Origin of the sequence: Arthrobacter sp. RIT-PI-e, from assembly GCF_001187915.1 — a bacterium.
Lineage (GTDB): Bacteria > Actinomycetota > Actinomycetes > Actinomycetales > Micrococcaceae > Arthrobacter_D.
The window spans coordinates 37,384-58,107 of record NZ_LGIU01000051.1 but is presented as its reverse complement, the minus strand read 5'-3'; the positions used below and the strand labels follow the sequence as shown (position 1 = coordinate 58,107).

Annotated in this window: 18 protein-coding genes and 1 riboswitch; of the genes, 9 read left to right on the top strand and 9 right to left on the bottom strand. The window is 69.4% G+C overall.

What is annotated here, in order from left to right; all coding sequences use genetic code 11:
- Positions 1-404: 404 nt before the first annotated feature.
- A riboswitch (SAM riboswitch) is annotated at positions 405-509 on the top strand.
- A 5-nt stretch (positions 510-514) separates the two neighbouring features.
- Genes sfnG through AC792_RS06970 form a run of 3 tightly spaced genes read left to right on the top strand, consistent with a single transcriptional unit; the run spans position 515 to position 3,569 of the window.
- On the top strand, positions 515-1,681 hold the full coding sequence (gene sfnG / locus AC792_RS06980) for a dimethylsulfone monooxygenase SfnG (protein ID WP_442853603.1): 1,167 nt from the start codon (positions 515-517) through the stop codon (positions 1,679-1,681).
- On the top strand, positions 1,681-3,069 hold the full coding sequence (locus AC792_RS06975) for an O-acetylhomoserine aminocarboxypropyltransferase/cysteine synthase family protein (RefSeq protein ID WP_082177541.1): 1,389 nt from the start codon (positions 1,681-1,683) through the stop codon (positions 3,067-3,069). The genes sfnG and AC792_RS06975 overlap by 1 nt, the downstream gene beginning before the upstream one ends.
- Positions 3,066-3,569: a CoA-binding protein gene (locus AC792_RS06970; protein ID WP_049829836.1), complete on the top strand. Its 504-nt coding sequence runs from the start codon at positions 3,066-3,068 to the stop codon at positions 3,567-3,569. Before AC792_RS06975 ends, AC792_RS06970 begins: the two co-directional genes overlap by 4 nt.
- A gap of 126 nt (positions 3,570-3,695) precedes the next feature.
- Here AC792_RS06970 and mmsB read toward each other — a convergent pair whose 3' ends face one another.
- From mmsB to AC792_RS06930, 8 genes are all read right to left on the bottom strand, one after another.
- Positions 3,696-4,931 carry a multiple monosaccharide ABC transporter permease gene (gene mmsB, locus AC792_RS06965; RefSeq protein ID WP_082177540.1) on the bottom strand — a complete coding sequence of 412 codons (1,236 nt, stop codon included), beginning with the start codon at positions 4,929-4,931 and terminating at the stop codon, positions 3,696-3,698.
- Between the two features lie 4 nt (positions 4,932-4,935).
- Positions 4,936-6,465: a multiple monosaccharide ABC transporter ATP-binding protein gene (gene mmsA, locus AC792_RS06960; RefSeq protein WP_049829835.1), complete on the bottom strand. Its 1,530-nt coding sequence runs from the start codon at positions 6,463-6,465 to the stop codon at positions 4,936-4,938.
- A 108-nt stretch (positions 6,466-6,573) separates the two neighbouring features.
- Positions 6,574-7,698: a multiple monosaccharide ABC transporter substrate-binding protein gene (gene chvE / locus AC792_RS06955; protein WP_049829834.1), complete on the bottom strand. Its 1,125-nt coding sequence runs from the start codon at positions 7,696-7,698 to the stop codon at positions 6,574-6,576.
- Between the two features lie 57 nt (positions 7,699-7,755).
- On the bottom strand, positions 7,756-9,270 hold the full coding sequence (gene araA / locus AC792_RS06950) for an L-arabinose isomerase (RefSeq protein ID WP_049829833.1): 1,515 nt from the start codon (positions 9,268-9,270) through the stop codon (positions 7,756-7,758).
- The gene (locus AC792_RS06945; protein WP_049829832.1) at positions 9,267-9,980 is read right to left on the bottom strand and encodes an L-ribulose-5-phosphate 4-epimerase; all 714 of its coding nucleotides are present in this window, start codon (positions 9,978-9,980) and stop codon (positions 9,267-9,269) included. Before AC792_RS06945 ends, araA begins: the two co-directional genes overlap by 4 nt.
- Complete coding sequence (gene araB, locus AC792_RS06940) at positions 9,977-11,695, bottom strand: ribulokinase (protein WP_049829887.1); 1,719 nt, start codon at positions 11,693-11,695, stop codon at positions 9,977-9,979. Before araB ends, AC792_RS06945 begins: the two co-directional genes overlap by 4 nt.
- A 154-nt stretch (positions 11,696-11,849) precedes the next feature.
- Positions 11,850-13,010: a LacI family DNA-binding transcriptional regulator gene (locus AC792_RS06935; protein ID WP_082177539.1), complete on the bottom strand. Its 1,161-nt coding sequence runs from the start codon at positions 13,008-13,010 to the stop codon at positions 11,850-11,852.
- Positions 13,010-13,816 carry a carbon-nitrogen hydrolase family protein gene (locus tag AC792_RS06930; protein WP_049829831.1) on the bottom strand — a complete coding sequence of 269 codons (807 nt, stop codon included), beginning with the start codon at positions 13,814-13,816 and terminating at the stop codon, positions 13,010-13,012. Before AC792_RS06930 ends, AC792_RS06935 begins: the two co-directional genes overlap by 1 nt.
- A gap of 91 nt (positions 13,817-13,907) precedes the next feature.
- Between AC792_RS06930 and AC792_RS06925 the strand changes: the two genes are divergently transcribed.
- A complete protein-coding gene (locus AC792_RS06925) occupies positions 13,908-14,414 on the top strand; it encodes a DUF427 domain-containing protein (RefSeq protein ID WP_049829885.1) in 507 nt (168 codons plus the stop codon).
- Between the two features lie 112 nt (positions 14,415-14,526).
- Positions 14,527-15,318, top strand: coding sequence for a SurA N-terminal domain-containing protein (locus AC792_RS06920; RefSeq protein WP_049829830.1), 792 nt, complete (start codon positions 14,527-14,529; stop codon positions 15,316-15,318).
- A 79-nt stretch (positions 15,319-15,397) separates the two neighbouring features.
- On the opposite strand, the gene AC792_RS06915 is transcribed toward AC792_RS06920, so the two are convergent.
- Positions 15,398-16,687, bottom strand: a complete 1,290-nt coding sequence (locus AC792_RS06915) for an adenylosuccinate synthase (protein WP_049829829.1) — start codon at positions 16,685-16,687, stop codon at positions 15,398-15,400.
- 234 nt (positions 16,688-16,921) lie between these two features.
- Here AC792_RS06915 and AC792_RS06910 point away from each other — a divergent pair, with 234 nt between their 5' ends.
- The 4 genes from AC792_RS06910 to AC792_RS06895 all read left to right on the top strand — a co-directional run bounded on the left by AC792_RS06910 (position 16,922) and on the right by AC792_RS06895 (position 20,722).
- Positions 16,922-17,524, top strand: coding sequence for a hypothetical protein (locus AC792_RS06910; RefSeq protein WP_049829828.1), 603 nt, complete (start codon positions 16,922-16,924; stop codon positions 17,522-17,524).
- Positions 17,525-17,609: 85 nt separating this feature from the next.
- Complete coding sequence (locus tag AC792_RS17905) at positions 17,610-18,974, top strand: sensor histidine kinase (protein ID WP_049829827.1); 1,365 nt, start codon at positions 17,610-17,612, stop codon at positions 18,972-18,974.
- A gap of 75 nt (positions 18,975-19,049) precedes the next feature.
- A complete protein-coding gene (locus tag AC792_RS06900; RefSeq protein ID WP_049829826.1) occupies positions 19,050-19,748 on the top strand; it encodes a response regulator in 699 nt (232 codons plus the stop codon).
- Positions 19,749-19,840: 92 nt separating this feature from the next.
- Positions 19,841-20,722, top strand: a complete 882-nt coding sequence (locus tag AC792_RS06895; RefSeq protein ID WP_049829825.1) for an ABC transporter ATP-binding protein — start codon at positions 19,841-19,843, stop codon at positions 20,720-20,722.
- Positions 20,723-20,724: the final 2 nt, after the last annotated feature.

Below are 20,724 nucleotides of genomic sequence, written 5' to 3'. Positions count from 1 at the left end.
ACATCCGGTCGAGTCCCTGCGCCCTGTTCGGCGAGTGAGCTGCGACTTAACCCCTAGGGCGTCCTCAGGTGGTCCTGGGCGCCCGGTGGAACTGGTGGTTCCCCCGTCCCTGCCGTCAGTGAGTGCGAACGGTGTCCATGGGACGGCGGCAGGGCTCGACAATCCGTCCAGGAGCGCCTCACCTGGAGGGAGGCACTCGAAGACCATACCCAGGGACGGCGCATTTGTCACATTCCTGTAACGAGGCTCACGGCGAGGAGTGAGCTGCCTGCAGATCCCCTGCGCTCCCCCTGCACTTCCCCTGAGGGCCGTCGTCGGACATCCGGGCCGCGGAGGCGAGGCCGGAGACGCCACGGGAGGACACATTGGTTGCTCCCCACCCGGGTCGGTGTCACACTCGTGCTTGACCATCCCGAGCGGCCGAGAGATCTGGCTCACTGACGCCGCAGCAACCCTGGCCACCGCGTCCCCGCGGCGACAGTAGGGTGCTACTGCCAGACCGATGGAGGACACGATGAGCGTCGCCGACCTTTCCACCCCCCTCAAGTTCGCGTACTGGGTCCCCAATGTGAGCGGTGGGCTGGTGGTCTCGACGATCGAGCAGCGCACCAGCTGGGACTTCGACTACAACAGGAAGCTCGCCCGCATCGCGGAGGACGCCGGCTTCGAGTACGCGCTGTCCCAGACCCGCTACGCGGCGTCCTACGGTGCGGACAAGCAGCACGAGGCCACCAGCTTCTCCCTCGCCCTCCTGGCGGCCACCGAGAAGCTCAAGGTGATCGCCGCCGTCCACCCGGGCATGTGGCACCCCGGGGTGCTGGCGAAGTTCATCATCACCGCGGACCACATCTCGAACGGCCGTGCCGCCGTGAACATCGTGTCCGGCTGGCTGAAGGACGAGTTCGTGAACTTCGGCCTGGAATGGCTGGAGCACGACGAGCGGTACGTGCGCACCGAGGAGTTCATCCGGGTGCTGCGGGGCCTGTGGACCGAGGAGGGCTACAGCCAGGCGGGCAAGTACTACGACATCAACGACTTCACCCTGAGCCCGCCTCCCGTGGACGTGCCCGGCCGTGCGCATCCCGAGATCTTCTTCGGCGGGAACTCGACCGCGGCGCAGTCCACCGCGGGCCGCGTGGCCGACTGGTACTTCTCCAACGGCAAGGACCTCGAGGGGTTCAAGGAGAACATCGCCGGCGTCCGGGCGTCCGCCGCTGCAGCCGGCAGACGTCCCCGCTACGGGCTGAACGGCTTCGTGATCGCGCGCGACTCCGAGAAGGAGGCACGTGAGACCATCCGTGAGATCGTCGCCAAGGCCCACCGTCCCGCCGTCGAGGGTTTCCGTGACGCCGTCCAGGAGGCCGGGGCCTCCACGAGGGACGGCAAGGGCATGTGGGCGGACTCCAGCTTCGAGGACCTCGTGCAGTACAACGACGGGTTCAGGACCAGGCTCATCGGCACGCCCGAGCAGATCGCCGAGCGGATCGTGGAGTACAAGCTCATCGGCGTGAACCTCCTGCTCACCTGCTACCTCCACTTCCAGGAGGAGGTGGCGGCGTTCGGCACGGACATCCTCCCGATCGTCCGTGAGCTCGAGGCCGACGCCGCCCGCAAGGCCGGCGTGGACTTCGATCCGGAGTCCACCCTTCCCACCCCGCTCCTCAGCAAGGCAGGTGCCTGATGGCAGAACGTTCCTTCGGTTTCCGTACGCGCGCACTGCACGCCGGCGGCACCCCCGACGCCACCCACGGCGCCCGCGCCGTCCCGATCTACCAGACCACGTCCTTCGTGTTCAAGGACACCAACGACGCCGCGAACCTCTTCGCGCTGCAGAAGTACGGGAACATCTACTCGAGGATCGGCAATCCCACGGTCGCCGCGTTCGAGGAGCGGATCGCCTCCCTCGAGGGCGGTATCGGCGCGGTGGCGACGGCGTCGGGCATGAGCGCCGAGTTCCTCACCTTCGCCGCGCTCTGCCAGGCCGGCGACCACATCGTGGCCGCCTCCCAGCTGTACGGGGGGACGGTCACGCAGCTGGACGTGACCCTGCGCCGCTTCGGCATCGAGACCACCTTCGTACCCGGGACCGATCCGGCGGACTACGCCGCCGCGATCCGGGAGAACACCAAGGCCGTGTACGCAGAGGTGATCGCGAACCCCTCCGGCGAGATCGCGGACCTCGCCGGGCTGGCGGAGGTGGCGCACGACGCCGGCGTGCCGTTCATCGTGGACTCCACCCTCAGCACCCCGTACCTCGTGCGGCCGATCGAGCACGGCGCGGACATCGTGATCCACTCCGCCACCAAGTTCATCGGCGGGCACGGCACCACCCTGGGCGGCGTGATCGTGGAGAGCGGGCGCTTCGACTGGGGCAACGGCAAGTTCCCCATGATGACCGAGCCCGTACCCTCCTACGGCGGCATCCAGTGGTGGGCCAACTTCGGCGAGTACGGGTTCCTCACCAAGCTCCGCACCGAGCAGCTCCGCGACATCGGGCCCTCCCTCTCCCCGATGTCCGCCTTCCAGCTGCTCCAGGGCGTGGAGACGCTCGCCCAGCGCCTGGACGAGCACCTCGAGAACGCGCAGGCCGTGGCGGAATGGCTGCAGGCGGATCCGCGCGTGGAGTACGTGAACTACGCGGGCCTGCCCACGCACGCGCACCACGAGCGGGCGAGGACGTACCTGCCCCAGGGTCCCGGCTCCGTGTTCAGCTTCGGCATCAAGGGTGGGCGGAAGGCGGGGCAGAAGTTCATCGAGTCGCTGCAGCTCGCCTCGCACCTCGCGAACGTGGGCGATTCCCGCACCCTGGTGATCCACCCCGGGTCCACGACACACCAGCAGCTCTCCGCCGATCAGCTCGTGGCGGCGGGGGTCCCGGAGGACCTCGTCCGCATCTCGGTGGGGCTCGAGGACCTCGAGGACATCCTGTGGGACCTCGACCAGGCGCTGGACACCGCCCTGAAGGCCTCGGACGAGGAGTTCGAGGACCTCCCGCAGGTCCCTGCGGAGAACGCGGAGGAGAACGACGACGCCCCGGACACCACGCGGGCAGTAGGGGTGGGAGCATGAGCGGCACGACCACGCAGGAGCGCACCTGGGAAGGCCCCTCCTCCCCCGAACGCCTGGCGCTGCTGCGCAACGCCCGTTCCGTGGCGATCGTCGGGGCCTCGGACAAGCCCTCCCGGGCGTCCTACTTCGTGGCCACCTACCTGCAGTCCTCCGCGCCCTACCGCCTGTACTTCGTGAACCCTGTGGCGAAGGAGATCCTCGGCCAACCGGCGTACGCCTCCCTGCAGGACCTGCCGGAGGTGCCCGACGTCGTCGACGTGTTCCGCAAGCACGACGACCTCCCGACCGTGCTGCAGGAGACCCTCGACGTCGGGGCGAGGACGCTGTGGCTGCAGCTGGGGTCCTGGCATGAGGACGTGGCACGCGGGGCCGAGGCCGCCGGGCTGAACGTGGTCATGGACCGCTGCCTGAAGATCGAGCACGCGCGCTTCCACGGCGGCCTCAACCTCGCGGGGTTCAACACCGGCGTCATCTCCTCGAAGCGCCAGATCACCTCCTGAGCCGCGTGCCGTCCGGCGACGGGCGGGCCAACGACAGGAGCCGCACCGCAGGCCCGTGAGGGCTTGCGGTGCGGCTCTGTTCCAGGGGGATCGGGCGGGGGGATCACTGCTCCCCGGACCGCCGTCCTATTTGAGGGCGCTGGACGCGCGGCGCTTGTTGAAGACGTCGAACCCGACGGCGAGCAGGAGCACCATGCCCTTGATGAACTGCTGGTAGTCGATACCCACGCCGAGCAGTGACATGCCGTTGTTCAGCACGCCCATGATCAGGCCACCGGTGATGGCACCGATCACCGTACCCACGCCACCGGTCACCGCGGCACCACCGATGAAGGCGGCCGCGATGGCGTCGAGCTCGAAGAGGTTACCGGCACCCGGTCCGGCCGAGTTCAGGCGACCGGTGAAGATCAGCCCGGCCAGCGCCGCGAGCACGCCCATGTTCACGAAGAGCATGAAGTCGATGCGCTTGGTGTTGATGCCCGAGAGCTGCGCGGCCTGCAGGTTGCCACCGCGGGCGTAGATGTGACGTCCGAACACGCTGTTGCTCATCACGGCGCTGTAGGCGACGATCAGGATGCCGAGCACCACCAGCACGATCGGCGTACCGCTGCGCGAGCCGGCCAGCAGGTAGGTCAGGCCGAGGATGATCACGGCGATGAACGCGAGCTTGGTGAAGAACCAGGACGCGGGCTCGTCCTCGAGCTTGAGGCGTGCCCGGGTGGCGCGGCCGCGGAGCTGCGTGACCACGAGCGCGACGACGGCGGCGACACCGAGGATCACCGTGGTCCAGTCGAGGAGGTTGGTCTCGGGCGGGAACAGCCCCGGGAACAGGAAGCCACCGCCGAGCTGGCGGTACTCCTCGGGGAAACCGGTGATGCGCTGGTTGCCGAGCACGATCTGCGTGAGCCCGCGGAACACGAGCATGCCGGCGAGGGTGACGATGAAGGCGGGGATGCCGATGTACGCCACCCAGAAGCCCTGCCATGCTCCCACCGCGGCACCGATGAGCAGGGAGCCCACGAAGGCCACCCACCACGGGAAGCCCCAGTTCTGGATCATGATGCCGGACATGGCGCCCACGAAGGCCGCGACGGAGCCCACCGAGAGGTCGATGTGCCCGGCCACGATGATCATGACCATGCCGATGGCCAGGAGCAGGATGTAGCTGTTCTGCACGATGATGTTCGAGACGTTGTCCGACTGCAGCAGCCTGCCGCCGGTCAGCGCCTGGAAGAGGATCACGATCACGAGGAGGGCGACGAAGATACCGATCTGCCGCAGCCTGCTCGTCAGGAAGGAGAGCCCGGCCTTGGCGGGCGGGGGTGGTGTGGTGATGACGGGGTCCTTGACGGTGGTGGCCATCGGGTCAGTCCTTTTCCTTGGTCATGTACTGCATGAGGAGTTCCGGTGTGGCCTGGTCGATGGGCACGTCGGCGGTGATGCGCCCTTCGGCCAGGGTGTAGATGCGGTCGCAGATCCCGAGGAGCTCGGGGAGCTCGGAGGAGATCACGATGACTGCCTTGCCCGCCGAGGCGAGCTTGTTGATGATGGTGTAGATCTCGTACTTGGCACCGACGTCGATACCGCGGGTGGGTTCGTCGAGGATGAGCACGTCCGGGTCGGAGAACATCCACTTGGAGAGCACCACCTTCTGCTGGTTGCCGCCCGAGAGCTTGCCCGTGATCGAGGCGACCGAGGGCGCCTTGATGTTCATGGACTTCCGGTAGTCGCCGGCCACCACGGCCTCGCGTCCGCTGTCCACCCAGCCGCCCTTGGCGAGCTTGCCGAGCGCGGCACCGGAGATGTTCCGCTTGATGTCGTCGATCAGGTTCAGCCCGTACCGCTTGCGGTCCTCCGTGGCGTACGCGATGCCGTGCCGGATCGCCTCGCTGACGGTCTTCGCCGTGATGGGCGAGCCGTTCTTGTAGAGCGTGCCGGTGATGTTGGAACCGTAGCTGCGGCCGAACACGCTCATGGCGAGCTCGGTGCGGCCTGCACCCATGAGTCCCGCGATGCCCACCACCTCACCGGCGCGCACATTGAGGTTCGCGGAGTCCACGATCACGCGTGAGCTCTCCTGCGGGTGGTGCACCGTCCAGTCCTCCACCCGGAGCACCTCCTCACCGATCGAGGGGGTGCGGTCGGGGTAGCGGCTGGCCATGTCCCGGCCCACCATGCCCTTGATGATGCGTTCCTCCGAGACCGAGCCGTCGTGCAGGCTCAGCGTCTCGATGGTCTGCCCGTCGCGGAGGATGGTCACGGAGTCGGCGATCTCGCGGATCTCGTTGAGCTTGTGGCTGATGATGATGCTGGTGATGCCCTCCTCCCGCAGACCCTTGACCAGTCCCAGCAGGTGCGCGGAATCCTCGTCGTTCAGGGCGGCCGTGGGTTCGTCGAGGATCAGCAGCTTCACGTTCTTGGAGAGTGCCTTGGCGATCTCCACGAGCTGCTGCTTGCCCACGCCGATGTCACCGGCCCGGACCACGGGGTTGAGGTCCAGCCCCACCCGGCGGAGGAGCTTGGCGGCCTCCACGTTGGTCTCGTTCCAGTTGACGAACCCGCGCTTCTCGCGCTCGTTCCCGAGGAAGATGTTCTCCGCCACCGAGAGGTAGGGCGAGAGGGCGAGCTCCTGGTGGATGATCACGATCCCGGAGTGCTCGCTGTCGCGGATGTCCTTGAACTCCGCGATCCCGCCCTCGAACTCGATGTCGCCGTCGTACGTGCCGTGCGGGTACACGCCCGAGAGCACTTTCATGAGGGTCGACTTCCCGGCCCCGTTCTCCCCGCAGATGGCGTGGACCTCGCCACGCGCGACGTCCAGGTTGACGTCCTGCAGTGCCTTCACACCTGGGAAGGTCTTGGTGATGCGGCGCATCCGAAGGATGTTCTCCGCCATGGTGGAACCTCGCTTGCTTGAGTGGTGTCCCGGCGGTACCGGGCGAGGTACGCACCTGTGGCCCCGCCCGGACGGGTCGGGGCCACAGGTGCTCGTGTGGTGCGGGGACTACTGGTCGAGCTGGTCCTCGGTGTAGAAGCCGCTGTCGATCAGGACTTCCTTGTAGTTGTCGACCGTGACGATCTGGGACTCGAGCAGGTACGACGGCACGACCTTGACGCCGTTGTCGTACGTCTCGGTGTCGTTGACCTCGGGCTCCTCGCCCTTCATGAGGGCGTCCACCATGGAGACGGCCTGACCGCCGAGCTCGCGGACGTCCTTGAAGATCGTGGAGTACTGCTCACCGGCGATGATCGAGTTCACGGACCCCACCTCGGCGTCCTGACCGGTGACCACCGGGAGGTCGCTCGCGGAGTAGCCGCCCGAGGTCAGCGCGGAGATGATGCCGATCGAGAGACCGTCGTAGGGCGAGAGGACGCCCTCGAGACGCTCCCCGCCGCCGACGGTGAGGAGGTCCTCCATGCGGTCCTGCGCCGTGTCGGGCAGCCAGCGGAGGATCGCCGCCTGCTCGAAGCTGGTCTGGCCGCTGGGCACGCGCAGCACGCCGCTGTCCAGGTACGGCTGGAGCACGGACATGGCACCGTTCCAGAAGAACGTGGCGTTGTTGTCGTCCGGGCTGCCGGCGAAGAGCTCGACGTCGAACGGCCCTTCGTCGCCCGTCTCGGCACCGTCGGCGTCGAGGACGCCGAGACCGGTGAGCAGGGAGGTGGCCTGCTGGACACCCACCTCCTCGTTGTCGAACGTGGTGTAGTAGTCCACCGTGTCGGAGTCGTTGATCAGGCGGTCGTAGGAGATGACCGGGATGTTCTGCGACTCCGCCTGGTCGAGCACGCTGGTGAGTGCGGTGCCGTCGATCGAGGCGATCACGAGGGCGCTCACGCCGCCGTTGATCATGTTCTCGATCTGCGAGAGCTGGGTGGGGATGTCGTCGTTGGCGTACTGCAGGTCCACCTTGTAGCCGAGGTCCTCGAGCTGGCTCTCCACGTTGGCGCCGTCGGCGATCCAGCGCTCGGACTGCTGCGTGGGCATGGCCACGCCGATGGTGATGTCCTCCGGCGCCTGGCCCTCGCCGGGATCGGCTGCTTCGCCGCCACGGCTGCTCCCGCCACAGGCGGAGAGGCTGAGGGTCAGGATGCTGGCGGCCGCGATGCCGGCCAGGTATTTCCGATTCATGATGGATCTTTCTTGGAGTGGTTCCCGGCAACGTCGCCGGCTTTCGGAGGGAGGTCTCTAGAGTTTCTGCGCGAGCCGGTAGTAGGCCGCGTTCCAGCGCAGTTCACGCTGGAACCCGCGCAGGGTGGTGTCCGCGTCGATGCGCAGCAGTTCCACCTGGGCGATGTCCGCGAAGTCCTCGAAGACCTCGAGGCCCACCGCGGTGGTGAGGACGGTGTGGTGGGCGGCGCCGGCGCTCAGCCAGGCCGCGGCCGAGGTCTCGAGGTTCGGCTCCGGCTTCCAGACGGCGCGTGCCACCGGCAGGTTCGGCAGGGGTGCATCCGGCGGGACGATCTCCACGGCGTTGGCCGTGAGGCGGAAGCGGTCACGCATGTCCGACATCGCGACCACCACACCGGCACCGGCGTCCGTGTCGAAGACGAGGCGGACGGGGTCCTCCTTGCCGCCGATCCCGAGCGGGTGGACCTCGAGGGTGGGCTTCGACGTGGTGAGGGTGGGGCACACCTCGAGCATGTGCGCCCCGAGGATCTTCTCCTCCCCCGGTACCAGGTGGTAGGTGTAGTCCTCCATGAGGGAGGCGCCGCCGGGCAGCCCGGCGCCCATGACCTTCGCCGCGCGGACCAGCACGGCGGTCTTCCAGTCGCCCTCGGCGCCGAAGCCGTAGCCGCGGGCCATGAGCCGCTGCACGGCGAGCCCGGGCAGCTGCCGGAGCGCGCCGAGGTCCTCGAAGTTCGTGGTGAAGGCGCCGAAGTCGCCCTCCTCGAGGAAGGAGAGCAGACCGAGCTCCTGGCGTGCACCGTAGCGCAGCGACTCGTGACGGTCTCCGCCGCGACGGAGCTCGGGGGCGACGTCGTAGGTCTCCTCGTACTCCGCGACGAGCACGTCGACGTCCTCCTCGGACTGCGCCTCGACCGCGGCCACGAGGTCGTTGACGCCCCAGGTGTTGATGGAGACGCCGAACCGCAGCTCGGCCTCGGTCTTGTCGCCCTCCGTGACGGCGACGTTGCGCATGTTGTCACCGAAGCGGGCCACCTTGAGCCCGTGCACCGCGGCCCAGCCGGCGGCGGCGCGCTGCCAGGTGGCCACTTTGGCGCACACGTCCGGGCTGGAGACGTGCCCCACCACCGTCTTCCGGGGTACACCGAGGCGGGACTGGATGTAGCCGAACTCGCGGTCGCCGTGCGCGGCCTGGTTCAGGTTCATGAAGTCGAAGTCGATCTCGCCCCAGGGCAGGGCCACGTTGATCTGGGTGTGCAGGTGCAGCAGAGGCTTCCGCAGGGCGTCCAGGCCCGCGATCCACATCTTCGCGGGACTGAAGGTGTGCATCCAGGCGATCACGCCGATCGCGTTGTCGTCCGCGTTGACGTCCAGCGCCATGCGGCGGATGGAGGCGGAGTCCTTCAGGGTGGGCTTCCACACGATCTTGACCGGGAGCCCCGCCTCGCCGAGGATCCGCACGATCTCCTGGGACTGCTCCGCGACCTGCTGGAGGGTCTCCTCGCCGTAGAGGTCCTGGCTGCCGGTGACGAACCAGATCTCGTAGGGCTCGAGGGACGTGGTGAGGGCGCTCATGCAGGTGCTCCTGGGGTGGATGGCTGACCGTACACGTTCTGGTAGCGGTCGAAGAGTGAATCGATGTGCTCGGTCCCGATGCCCGCGGGGTCGCCGAGCTGGCGGGAGATGTGCACGGTGCGTGCCACGTCCTCGAGCATGACCGCCGCCTTGACGGCGTCCTTCGCGTCCTTGCCGATGGTGAAGGGGCCGTGGCTCTTCATGAGCACGCCGCGCGAGCGGTGACCGGTGAGGGTGTCCACGATGCCGCGGCCGATGGAGTCGTCGCCGATGATCGCGAACGGCCCCACCGGGATCTCCCCTCCGAACTCGTCCGCCATGGCCGTGATGACGCAGGGGATCGCCTCGCCACGCGCTGCCCAGGCCACCGCGTAGGTGGAGTGGGTGTGCACCACGCCGCCCACCTCGGGCATGTGCCGGTAGACGTAGGCGTGGGCGGCGGTGTCGCTCGAGGGCGAGCGCTCGGATCCCGGCGTCCCCTCGATGACATTGCCGTCGAGGTCGCAGAGGATCTGGTTCTCCGGCGTCAGCTCGTCGTAGCTGACGCCGGAGGGCTTGATGACGAACAGGTCCGCGCCCGGGACGCGACCGGAGACGTTGCCGCCGGTCCAGACCACCAGGCCGTAGCGCACGAGTTCGGCGTGCAGCGCGGAGACGTCCTTCCGGACCTTCTCGATCGCGGCCTCGATCTCGGGGGAGAAGCTGCTCATGCGGAGACCTCCTGCTGTGCGGGTGCCGGCGTCGACGCCGTGCGGGCCGAGCGGCGGAGCGCCTTCAGCCGGTGCATGACCTCGTTGGTGCCGCGACCGAAGTAGTCGTGCAGCTCGGCGTACTCCCGGTACAGGGCGTCGTAGGCCGCGGCGCGTTCGGCGTCGGGCGTGTAGGCGGCACGGTTCAGGCGGCCCATCGCGGCGGCGGCCGCGTGGATGTCCTCGTACGCGCCGGCGGCGACGGCAGCGTGGATCGCCGAGCCGAGGGCGGGCCCCTGGGAGCTGCCGATCACGGAGAGAGGCATGTTCAGCACGTCCGCGTAGACCTGCATGAGGAAGGGGTTCCGGATGAGCCCGCCGGCGGCGACGAACTCGGTGACCGGGACGCCCGAGGCATTGAACGTCTCGACGATCTTCCGGGTGCCGAAGGCGGTGGACTCCAGCAGCGCCCGGTACACCTCGTGCGGCTTCGTGGCCAGCGTCAGGCCCACGACGGTGCCGGAGAGCTCGTGGTCCACCAGGACGGAGCGGTTGCCGGAGTGCCAGTCGAGGGCCACCAGACCGTGGGCTCCCACGGGTTCGTGCTGCGCCTGCTCGGTGAGGTACTCGTGCACGCTGAGGCCCTGCGCGGTGGCGGCGTCCTTGATCTCGCCGGGCACCTGGTTGGCCACGAACCACGCGAAGATGTCACCCACACCGGACTGGCCGGCCTCGTAGCCGTAGAACCCGTCCACGATCCCGCCGTCCACCACACCGCACATGCCCGGGACCTCGCTGAGCCGGTCCGAGTTCATGACGTGGCAGGTGGAGGTGCCCATGATGGCCACCATCTGTCCGGGGTCCGTGGCCTGCGCCGCGGGCGCGGTGACGTGGGCGTCCACGTTGCCGACGGCGACGGCGATCCCCGCGGGGAGCCCCGTCCAGCCGGCAGCCTCCTCGGACAGCGAGCCGGCCTTCGAGGCCAGCGCGCCGATGGTGTGCTCGACCTTCTCGCGGGCGAAGCCGGCGAAGTCCGGGTTCAGTGCGGCGAGGAACTCGTCCGTGGGGTAGGCGCCGTCCTGGTAGATGCCCTTGTACCCGGCGGTGCAGGCGTTCCGCACGTACTCACCCGTGAGCTGCCAGACGATCCAGTCCGCTGCCTCGACCCAGTGCTCCATGAGGTCGTAGAGCTCGCGGTCCTCCTCGAGGAGCTGCAGACCCTTGGCGAACTCCCACTCGCTGGAGATGAGTCCGCCGTAGCGCGGCAGCCAGACCTCGCCGCGCTGCGCGGCGAGCTCGTTGATGCGGTTGGCCTGGCCCTGCGCGGCGTGGTGCTTCCACAGCTTCACATAGGCGTGCGGGCGGCCCTCGTACCCGGGGATCTCGTTGAGCGGGGTGCCGTCCGCGATGGTGGGCACCATGGTGCAGGCGGTGAAGTCCGTGGCGATGCCGATGACGTCCTGCGGGTCGATCCCGGCCTCCCGGACCGCGGCGGGGACCGCGGTCCGGAGCACGTCCACGTAGTCGGAGGGCACCTGAAGCGCCCACTCGGGCGGCAGCTGCTCGCCCGTGGCGGCGAGGGTGGAATCCATCACGGCATGGGGGTACTCGAGCGTCGAGGCGCCGAGCTCCGCGCCGTCGGACACACGCACCACGACGGCGCGTCCCGAGAGGGTGCCGTAGTCGACGCCGATCACGTAGCTGGGCCTGGTGCCGGTGGATTCCTGGGCGGTGATGGATGCACCCGAGGTGGAGTCGCTCAAGGGGAAGGACCTCTTTGTTCTTCTGGAGGCCGGCACGCGGCACTCTGGTTGATCGTCATGGCGCGGTGTCAGTCATGTGACCGTTCACATCGCGGTCATCAGTGTAAGGGCGCTCCCCCGGGTGATGTCAATCACGCCGTTCCTCCGGGGGGAACTCCGCTGCAGGACCCGGCGCCGGCGCCGAGGAACCCCGGATGATGAGATCCGGTATCACCTCCCGGAGCACCCTGGAGTGCCGGGACGGAGCGGCACCCGCGGCGGAGGGGCCGCCCCCGGTACCGGTGCCCATGAGTTCCAGCAGGGTGGCCACGCAGCGCCTGCCGAGTTCGGGGAAGTCCTGCCGCACCGTGGTGAGCGGCGGCCAGAAGTGCGCCGCCTCGGGGACGTCGTCGAAGCCCACCACGCTGAGGTCCTCGGGGATGCGCCTGCCGGCCTCGTGGAAGGCGTGCATCACCCCCAGTGCCGTCTGGTCGTTGGAGGAGAAGACCGCGGTGATCCCCGGGTCCTCCAGCATGAGCCGCCCCGCCCGGTACCCGGACTCCGCCGTCCAGTTCCCGGATCCCAGGATCTCCGGCTCCTGCCCCCAGGCCAGCATCTCGGACAGGTAGCCACGTGCACGGGCCGCCGTCTCGAGCCAGTTGCCCGGACCGGCCACGTGGACGATCCGCCGGTGCCCCAGCTCCAGCAGGTGACGCGTCGCCAGTGCCGCTCCCCCGGCCTGGTCCACGGAGAGCCGGTGGTCGTCCTGCTCCCGGGAGGAGTGGACGGTGACGAAGGGCAGCGTGATGGACAGGCGCTCGATCTCGCGCAGGGTCTGCGCCTGCGGGGCCAGGATGATCAGCCCGTCCACACCGTGCGCCAGGAGGCGGTCGAGGGCGGCCCGGATCAGGCAGGCGTCCATGGTGTCCAGGTGGGCGATGTCCACGGCGTAGCCCGCCGCGCGGGCCGCGCTGTCGATCGCCTGGAGACTCGCGGCCGGCCCGTACTCGAAACCCTTGCTGACCAGCACGCCGATGGTGGTGGTCCGGCTGGTCACGAGAGCACGGGCAGCCCGGTTCGGGCGGAAGTTCAGCTCATCCATGGCCGCCAGTACGCGCGCGCGGGTCTCGGTACGGAGGCTGGGATGCCCGTTGATCACCCGGGACACGGTCTGGTGGGAGACACCGGCCCGCCGTGCCACGTCGCGGATGTTCGCGGCACGGACCGGCTCCCGGGGACGTAGGGGGTCCGCTGCACGGGGACGCCCACGCGCGACGACGGCGCCCGGGAGGTCGGTGGGGGTGGACATCAGAGCGGGTCGACGATGGTGTGGTTCGGGGCGAAACGGCGGTTCCGGAGAACGGGCAGGAACTCCCGGACGTCGTCGACCCTGCGCCGGGTGACGTCCACCGTGACGATGCCGCGCTCCTCGTCCTCCAGCTGCCCCTGCGTGATGCCCATCGGGTCGATCACCGCCGAGTGACCTATCGTGTGCCCGCCGGAGGTCCCCGCGGCCGCCACCCACACCGTGTTCTCGATGGCCCGTGCCCTCAGCAGGGTCTCCCAGTGCTCGATCTTGTGCTCGCCCTTGAACCATGCGGCCGGCACGCAGATGAGGTCCGCCCCGGCGTCGGCGATCGCGCGTGCCTGCTCTGGGAACCGGAGGTCGTAGCAGGTCATGAGGCCCACGCGTACCTCACCCAGCTCCGCGACCTTGATGCCGCCGTCGCCCGGTTTGATCCGGGCGGACTCGGAGTAGCTGAAGGCGTCGTAGAGGTGGAGCTTGCGGTAGGTGTCCACGATGCGGCCCGTGGGGTCGATGAGCACCAGGGTGTTGAAGGGCCGCGCCTCACCGCTGGGCTCGTACCCGCCGGCCACCACCGCGATCCCCTGCTGCGCGGCCACGAAGGAGAGCTGCTGCACGAAGGAGCTCCACGACGCCTCCACGGCCTCCTGCAGTGAGCCCTCGACCGTCCCGATCGCCAGCATCGACTCCTCGGGGAAGATGATCAGCTCCGAGCCGGCGGCACGTGCCTCGCCCGCGAGCTCACCCATCACGGCGAGGTTCTCCGGGACGTTCCCGCCCGGTCTGAACTGACCAACGCTGACCCTCATGGTGCCGCCCCTCATCATCGTGTGCCGACCTTCGGTCAAGAGTACCGAACGCCTCCGGGTACCCATCAGTACCCAGGAGTACCCTGACGCCATGAGCAGCCCGTCGAGGATCGAGCGCGTGGAGCCGGGACCCGGCCAGGAATCCGTCTGGGACTACCCGAGGCCGCCCCGCGTGGAGCGGAGCCCCGCCACCGTCGAGGTGCGCCTCGACGGACGGGTGATCGTCCGCACCCGCAACGCCGTCCGCGTCCTGGAGACGAGCCACCCGCCCGTCTACTACCTGCCGATCGACGACGTCGCACCCGGCACCCTGGTCCCGGTCGAGGGGACCACGCACTGCGAGTTCAAGGGTGCGGCCTCCTACTTCGACGTCGTCTCCGGGGACGCGCGCATCCCCCGCGGCGCCTGGACCTACCCGTCGCCGGTGCGGGGCTACGAGGAGCTGGCCACCCGCGTGGCGATCTACCCGTCGCGGATGGACGCGTGCACGGTGGACGGCGAGGCGGTGCAGGCGCAGGAGGGCGATTTCTACGGTGGCTGGTTGACCTCCGGCATCGTGGGTCCGTTCAAGGGCGCGCCCGGCACCTGGGGCTGGTAGCAGCACACCCTGCTCGTCGCGGGCGGGAGGCCCCTGCGCTCTCCGGTTCCGCCCAGTACGCCCTGCTAGAGTGCCACGCTGGGCTTGCGGGCGACACTGAGGAGAGCACGGCATGACGATCAGCGGAACAGTACGACGACGACGGCTCGCGGCGGCGGTCCTCATCGGGGCCGTGGCGCTTCTCACCGGGTGCAGCGGCTCCGACGACGCGCAGGTGGACGCGACCTCCAGCGCGGCGGCGGAAGCATCCGCACCGGCCGAGGCAGCCCCGGACGAGCAGCCGCCCGCTCCCGAACCGGACCTCGCGGACCTCCCCGACGTCGTCGCCGTGGTCAACGGCACGGACATCGGCCGGGACGAGTTCACCTCGGCCTACGAGGCCCAGTTCCCGCAGGCGGTCACGCAGGCCCAGCTCGGCGGGCAGGAACTCGACCAGGACCTGCTGAAGAGCACGGTGGCGGACAACCTCGTGAGCACCGAGCTGCTGCGCCAGGAGGCGGACGAGCGCGGGGTCGAGGTGACCGACGAGGCCCGCACCGCGGCGATCGAGGACCTCCTGGCCTCGAGCGGGCTCGGCTCGGAGGAGGAGCTGCGGGCGGCCTTCGCCGAGCAGGGCCTGGACGACGCCGAGTTCGACTCCCAGCTGGACGATCAGGTGCGGCTGGACACCCTGCTCGAGGACGAGGCCGGCGACACCGCCCCCACCGACGAGGAGATCCAGGCCGAGTACGACGCCGCCGTGGCGCAGCAGGAGGCAACGGGCCAGACCGCCACACCGCTCCCGCCGCTCGAGGACGTCCGCGAGCAGATCGAGCAGCAGCTGGTGGGCGGCAAGATCTCCGAGGCCGCGCAGGCGCTGCTCGTGCAGCTCCGCGAGGACGCGGACATCACCGTCAACCTGTAGACGTCCCCCGCAGGACGACACGGCCCCCTCGCGCTCGCGAGGGGGCCGTGTCCGTGTCCGCCGTGTCCGTGTCCGGGGTTCAGCCGCCGATGAGGTCGTTGACCACGATGGTCTGGTCGCGGTCCGGCCCCACGCCGATAGCCGAGAACCGGGTACCGGAGAGCTTCTCGAGCGCCCGGACGTAGTTCTGCGCGTTCTCGGGGAGGTCCTCGATGGCGCGGGCGCCGGTGATGTCCTCGGTCCAGCCGTCGAAGTACTCGAAGACGGGCTTCGCGTGGTGGAACTCCGTCTGCGTCATGGGCATCTCGTCGTGGCGGACGCCATCGACGTCGTACGCCACGCACACGGGGATGCTCTCGATGCCCGTCAGGACGTCGAGCTTTGTCACGAAGTAGTCGGTGAAGCCGTTGACGCGCGAGGCGTGCCGCGCCAGCACGGCGTCGTACCAGCCGCAGCGGCGGGGGCGCCCGGTGTTCACACCGAACTCGCCACCCTTGGTCTGCAGGTACATCCCCATGTCGTCGAACAGTTCCGTGGGGAACGGGCCGGCCCCCACGCGCGTGGTGTAGGCCTTGATGATGCCCACGGCGCGGCTGATCCGCGTGGGCCCGATCCCGGACCCCACGGAGGCGCCGCCTGCGGTGGGGTTCGACGACGTCACGAACGGGTAGGTGCCGTGGTCCACGTCGAGGAAGGTGGCCTGACCGCCCTCCATGAGCACCACCTTGCCGGCGTCGAGCGCCTCGTTGAGCACGTAGGTGGCGTCGATGACCAGGGGGCGCAGCCGCTCGGCGAAGCCGAGGAAGTACTCGACGACCTCCTCCACCTCGACGTCGCGCCGGTTGTAGACCTTCACCAGGAGCTCGTTCTTCTGCTTGAGGGAGCCCTCCACCTTCTGGCGGAGGATCGACTCGTCGAAGACGTCCTGCACGCGCAGGCCCAGGCGCGCCACCTTGTCCATGTAGGCGGGGCCGATACCGCGCCCGGTGGTACCGATGGCGCGCTTGCCGAGGAACCGCTCCGTCACCTTGTCGAGGACCTGGTGGTACGGGGCCACCAGGTGGGCGTTGGCGGAGATGCGAAGCTTCGAGGTGTCCGCGCCGCGGGCCTCGAGGCCGTCAATCTCCTGGAACAGTGCCTCGAGGTTCACCACGCAGCCGTTGCCGATGATCGGCACGGCGTTGGGGCTGAGGATGCCGGCGGGAAGGAGCTTCAGCTCGTACTTCTCACCGTTCACCACCACGGTGTGACCGGCGTTGTTGCCGCCGTTGGGCTTGACCACGTAGTCCACGCGGCCGCCGAGCAGGTCGGTGGCCTTACCCTTACCCTCGTCACCCCACTGGGCTCCGACGATGACGATTGCTGGCAAGGGATCCTCCCCCATTAGGGCACGGGCGGGTCGCAGGTCTGCGGAGCTCGCCGTGCATCAGAGTGCCCCCTCCGGCCGCGCATGATGCTGCGGCCCGGCGGGGCTCTTACGGACCGAGTTTAGCCGAGGGCCCCGGAGGGGTCGAAGACGCGTCGGCTTCCTGTGGATCCCCGCGGTCCGCGAGCGCACCGGGTACCACCTCCCGGCGGGGGTGGCCCGGGGCACAATGGGCGCATGGACCGCTTCGAAGGACACATCGCCGGTATCGGGACCTCCTCCGGGACCCGGCTGGTGGTCGGCTGCTGGGACACCTCGCCGTTCGGTGCGTTCACGGACGTGATGATGGAGGACGCCGCGGGCGTCCGCACCCTCCTGGCGCCGTCCCGGGAGGTCGCCGAGTACGTGGGCGCCACGTACTCGTTCGACGACGTCGTGGTGACCGGAGTGCGTTCCACCCTCACCGCCGACCGCCTGGTGGTGGAGACCGGGGAGCTGCGGGTGGTCGCCGAGCTCGGCCGGGTGACCCTGCTCGGCCGGCTGCTCGGGCTGGTTCCCCGCCGCCTCGCCACCCACCCGCGGTGGCTGGCGCTCGTCAATCCCGTGGCCCCGCTGCTGGTGAAGGGCGTGGCCACGGCCGGGTCGGCGGGCCACGGACGCACCGAGTACTACGGCGTCACGTCCGCGCGCGCCGTCACCGCCGTGACGGCCACCTGGCAGGGCGGTGACCTCGGTGCGCTCGCGCCGGTGAGTCCGCCTGTGCGCTTCGGGTTCAGTTCCGCGCCGCCCCGGCCGCAGCTGGTCACCGTGACCACCAGCATCCGGCACCCTGAGCCCTGAGCCCTCCCGGTCGCGGCTCAGGGCACCACCCGGAAGGGTCCTCTCGCTACACTGGCGCAGGACCATCCGGAGGGGAGTGGGAGTGATGTGGCACGCAGTGGGCAGAGTGCTGCCCTCCATGTCCCGGCCGGGCTCGGGGACGGACCTCGAGGAGAGCCGGTGGGAGCGGCCCGGCCCCACCCGGGACCAGCTCCGGCGGGACGTGCTGGGAGTGCTCGTCGCCGTCGTGGTCAGTTCGATCGCCCTCGAGCTCGGCCGCGGGGTGGGGATGCTGGCCGGCGAGCGCAGCCCCATCTGGTTGCAGCACCTCGTCCTCGCTCTGATGATCCTCCCGCTGGTGCTCCGGCGCCGCTACCCCGTGGCCGTCATGCTGGTGATGTCCGCACTGTTCATCCTGCTCGCGCTGTGGGTTCCCGCCGTGTCGATCCAGCTCTCGTTCCAGGCCGCGTACTTCACCTCGCTCTACTCGGCGGTGGCCTGGGCCAGGGACCGGCGCATGCTGTGGCTGGGCACCACGGTGGTGGTGGCCGCCATGGCGCTGTGGCTGATCCTGGCGCTGACGGTGTCCACCGCGTACGACGGCCTGCTCGAGACCATCCGCGACGGGGACGAGACCTCGCGCGGGATCCTGGAACCGCTCACCTCGCTGGCGCTGTACAACACGCTGGTCAACATCGCCTACTTCGGCGGGGCGATCCTGATCGGCATGTCCGCCTGGCGCAACGCCTTCAAGAGCGCGCGGATCGCGGACCAGGCGGCGCAGCTCGCCCGGCAGTCCACGGAACTGGCCCGGCGCGCCGTCATCGAGGAGCGCCTGCGGATCGCCCGCGAGCTGCACGACGTCGTCGCGCACCACGTGTCCCTGATCGGGGTGCAGGCGGGAGCCGCGCGCCGGGTCATGGACCGGAAGCCCGCGGTGGCCGTGGAGTCCCTGCGGACCATCGAGCAGGCCAGCCGGCAGACGGTCACGGACATGCGGAACCTCCTGGGCGTGCTCCGCTCGGACACCCTCGTGGACGGGGCGGACGACGGCGGCCGGCACCCGGAACCGGGCCTCGATGCCATCGGCGCGCTGGCCGAGAGCCAGCGCGACCTCGGGCTCGCCGTGGAGTTCGCGCGGGTGGAGGACGTCCCGGGCGCCCTCGAGGAGGTGTCGGCGCCGCTCGCCCTCTCGCTCTACCGGACCGCCCAGGAATCACTGACGAACGTCCGGCGCCACTCCACGGCCTCGTCCGCGGTGTTGACCCTGCGCACCGGGAGATCCGGGGAGCAGCGGTGGGTGGAACTGGAGACGGTGGACGGCGGCCGCCCCCGCACCCGCTCCGAGCCCGGGTCCGGGTACGGGCTGCAGGGGGTCCGCGAGCGGGTGGCCCTGCACCGCGGCTCCGCGGAGATCGGGCCGCGGTCCGACGGCGGATGGCGGGTCCGTGCCCGCTTCCTGCTGTCCTGAGCACGACCCCTCCCCTGCCCGCACACCTGCCACCTGTCACCTGCCACCTGCCACCTGCCACCGGGAAGGAACACCGTGAATCCCATCCGTGTACTGCTCGCCGACGACCAGCGCCTCGTCCGCGCCGGGTTCGCCACGATGCTCTCCGTCGAGGACGACATGCAGGTGGTGGGTCAGGCGACCGACGGGCAGGAGGCGGTGAACTTCGCGGCCACCCACGACGTCGACGTGGTCCTCATGGACGTGCAGATGCCCGTGCTGGACGGGATCCGCGCCACCGAGCGGATCACCTCCGCGGGCCGGGGCAAGGTCATCATCCTCACCACGTTCGAACGCGACGACTACCTCTTCGACGCCATCCGCTGCGGTGCCAGCGGTTTCCTCCTGAAGAACGCGGAGCCCGAGGACCTCGTCGCGGCGGTTCGGGCGGTGGCCGGTGGCCACGCGCTGCTCGCGCCCCAGGTCACCGTCAGGGTGATCGAGCAGTTCGCCCGCCAGCTCGGCGGACACCAGCCGGCGGGGCACCGCGACCCGGGCCCGGAGCAGCAGCAGAAGCAGGCGCTGCTCGCCTCGCTCACCCAGCGGGAGAAGGAGGTCCTGGTGTGCCTGGCGGAGGGCCTGAGCAACGCGGAGCTGGCCGGGAAGCTGTACCTCGCGGAGGCGACCGTCAAGTCCCATGTCTCCTCCCTGCTGGCCAAGATCCAGGTGCGCGACCGCGTCCAGGCCGTGGTGTTCGCCTACGAGAGCGGTCTCATCCGTCCGGGTGAGGGATAACTCAGACTTCCGGCCCATCCCCTCCCCCACCCCGTCCCGATAGTTTGAAGGGCAGGAACGCCGTAGGTCACGGCGCATCAGGAAAGGGAACCATGCTGCAGGTACAGGGGCTGACCCGACGCTTCGGTGAGAAGACCGCCGTCGACGCCGTCAGTTTCGACGTCCCCTCGGGGAAGATGACGGGCTTCGTCGGCGCGAACGGTGCCGGCAAGACCACCACCATGCGGATGATCATGGGGGTGCTGACGGCGCAGTCCGGGGAGGTGCTGCTGGACGGACGCCCGGTCACCGCCGGCGACCGCAGCTCCTTCGGCTACATGCCCGAGGAACGCGGCCTCTACCCGAAGCAGCCCATCCTCGACCAGCTCGTGTACCTCGGGCAGCTGCACCGGATGACCCAGGGGGACGCACGGTCCCGTGCCCAGGAGCTGCTCGAGCGGTTCCAGCTCGGGGACCGAGGGAAGGACAAGCTCGAGTCCCTGTCCCTGGGCAACCAGCAGCGCGTCCAGATCGCGGCGTCGCTGCTGCACCGGCCGTCGGTGCTGATCCTCGACGAACCGTTCTCCGGACTCGATCCCGTGGCCGTGGACTCCATGGTGGATCTGCTCCGCGAGCACACGGAGCAGGGCGTGCCGATCCTCTTCTCCAGCCATCAGCTGGACCTCGTGGACCGCCTGTGCGACAACCTCGTGGTGCTGCAGAAGGGCCGCCTGGTGACCTCGGGCACGGGCGACGAGCTCCGCGCCGCCGCTCCCCGCCGCCACCGGATCACGGTCTCCCCGGACGCGGGCTGGGTCCGGGAGGAGCCGGGCGTGACGGTCATCGACGTCGCGGGCCAGGACGCCGTCGTGGAACTGGCGGACGACGACGCCGCACAGCGACTTCTCACCAACGCACTGGCACGCGGGCCGGTCCACGAGTTCAGCCGCATCCGACCGAGTCTCAGCGAGATCTACCGAGGGGTATCACAGTGAGC

Excerpts from the sequence above, each read along its gene's own strand:
- sfnG (WP_442853603.1), top strand. The coding sequence starts at position 515 with ATGAGCGTCGCCGACCTTTCCACCCCCCTCAAGTTCGCGTACTGGGTC.
- AC792_RS06975 (WP_082177541.1), top strand. The coding sequence starts at position 1,681 with ATGGCAGAACGTTCCTTCGGTTTCCGTACGCGCGCACTGCACGCCGGC.
- AC792_RS06970 (WP_049829836.1), top strand. The coding sequence starts at position 3,066 with ATGAGCGGCACGACCACGCAGGAGCGCACCTGGGAAGGCCCCTCCTCC.
- mmsB (WP_082177540.1), bottom strand. The coding sequence starts at position 4,931 with ATGGCCACCACCGTCAAGGACCCCGTCATCACCACACCACCCCCGCCC.
- mmsA (WP_049829835.1), bottom strand. The coding sequence starts at position 6,465 with ATGGCGGAGAACATCCTTCGGATGCGCCGCATCACCAAGACCTTCCCA.
- chvE (WP_049829834.1), bottom strand. The coding sequence starts at position 7,698 with ATGAATCGGAAATACCTGGCCGGCATCGCGGCCGCCAGCATCCTGACC.
- araA (WP_049829833.1), bottom strand. The coding sequence starts at position 9,270 with ATGAGCGCCCTCACCACGTCCCTCGAGCCCTACGAGATCTGGTTCGTC.
- AC792_RS06945 (WP_049829832.1), bottom strand. The coding sequence starts at position 9,980 with ATGAGCAGCTTCTCCCCCGAGATCGAGGCCGCGATCGAGAAGGTCCGG.
- AC792_RS06935 (WP_082177539.1), bottom strand. The coding sequence starts at position 13,010 with ATGTCCACCCCCACCGACCTCCCGGGCGCCGTCGTCGCGCGTGGGCGT.
- AC792_RS06930 (WP_049829831.1), bottom strand. The coding sequence starts at position 13,816 with ATGAGGGTCAGCGTTGGTCAGTTCAGACCGGGCGGGAACGTCCCGGAG.
- AC792_RS06925 (WP_049829885.1), top strand. The coding sequence starts at position 13,908 with ATGAGCAGCCCGTCGAGGATCGAGCGCGTGGAGCCGGGACCCGGCCAG.
- AC792_RS06920 (WP_049829830.1), top strand. The coding sequence starts at position 14,527 with ATGACGATCAGCGGAACAGTACGACGACGACGGCTCGCGGCGGCGGTC.
- AC792_RS06910 (WP_049829828.1), top strand. The coding sequence starts at position 16,922 with ATGGACCGCTTCGAAGGACACATCGCCGGTATCGGGACCTCCTCCGGG.
- AC792_RS17905 (WP_049829827.1), top strand. The coding sequence starts at position 17,610 with ATGTGGCACGCAGTGGGCAGAGTGCTGCCCTCCATGTCCCGGCCGGGC.
- AC792_RS06895 (WP_049829825.1), top strand. The coding sequence starts at position 19,841 with ATGCTGCAGGTACAGGGGCTGACCCGACGCTTCGGTGAGAAGACCGCC.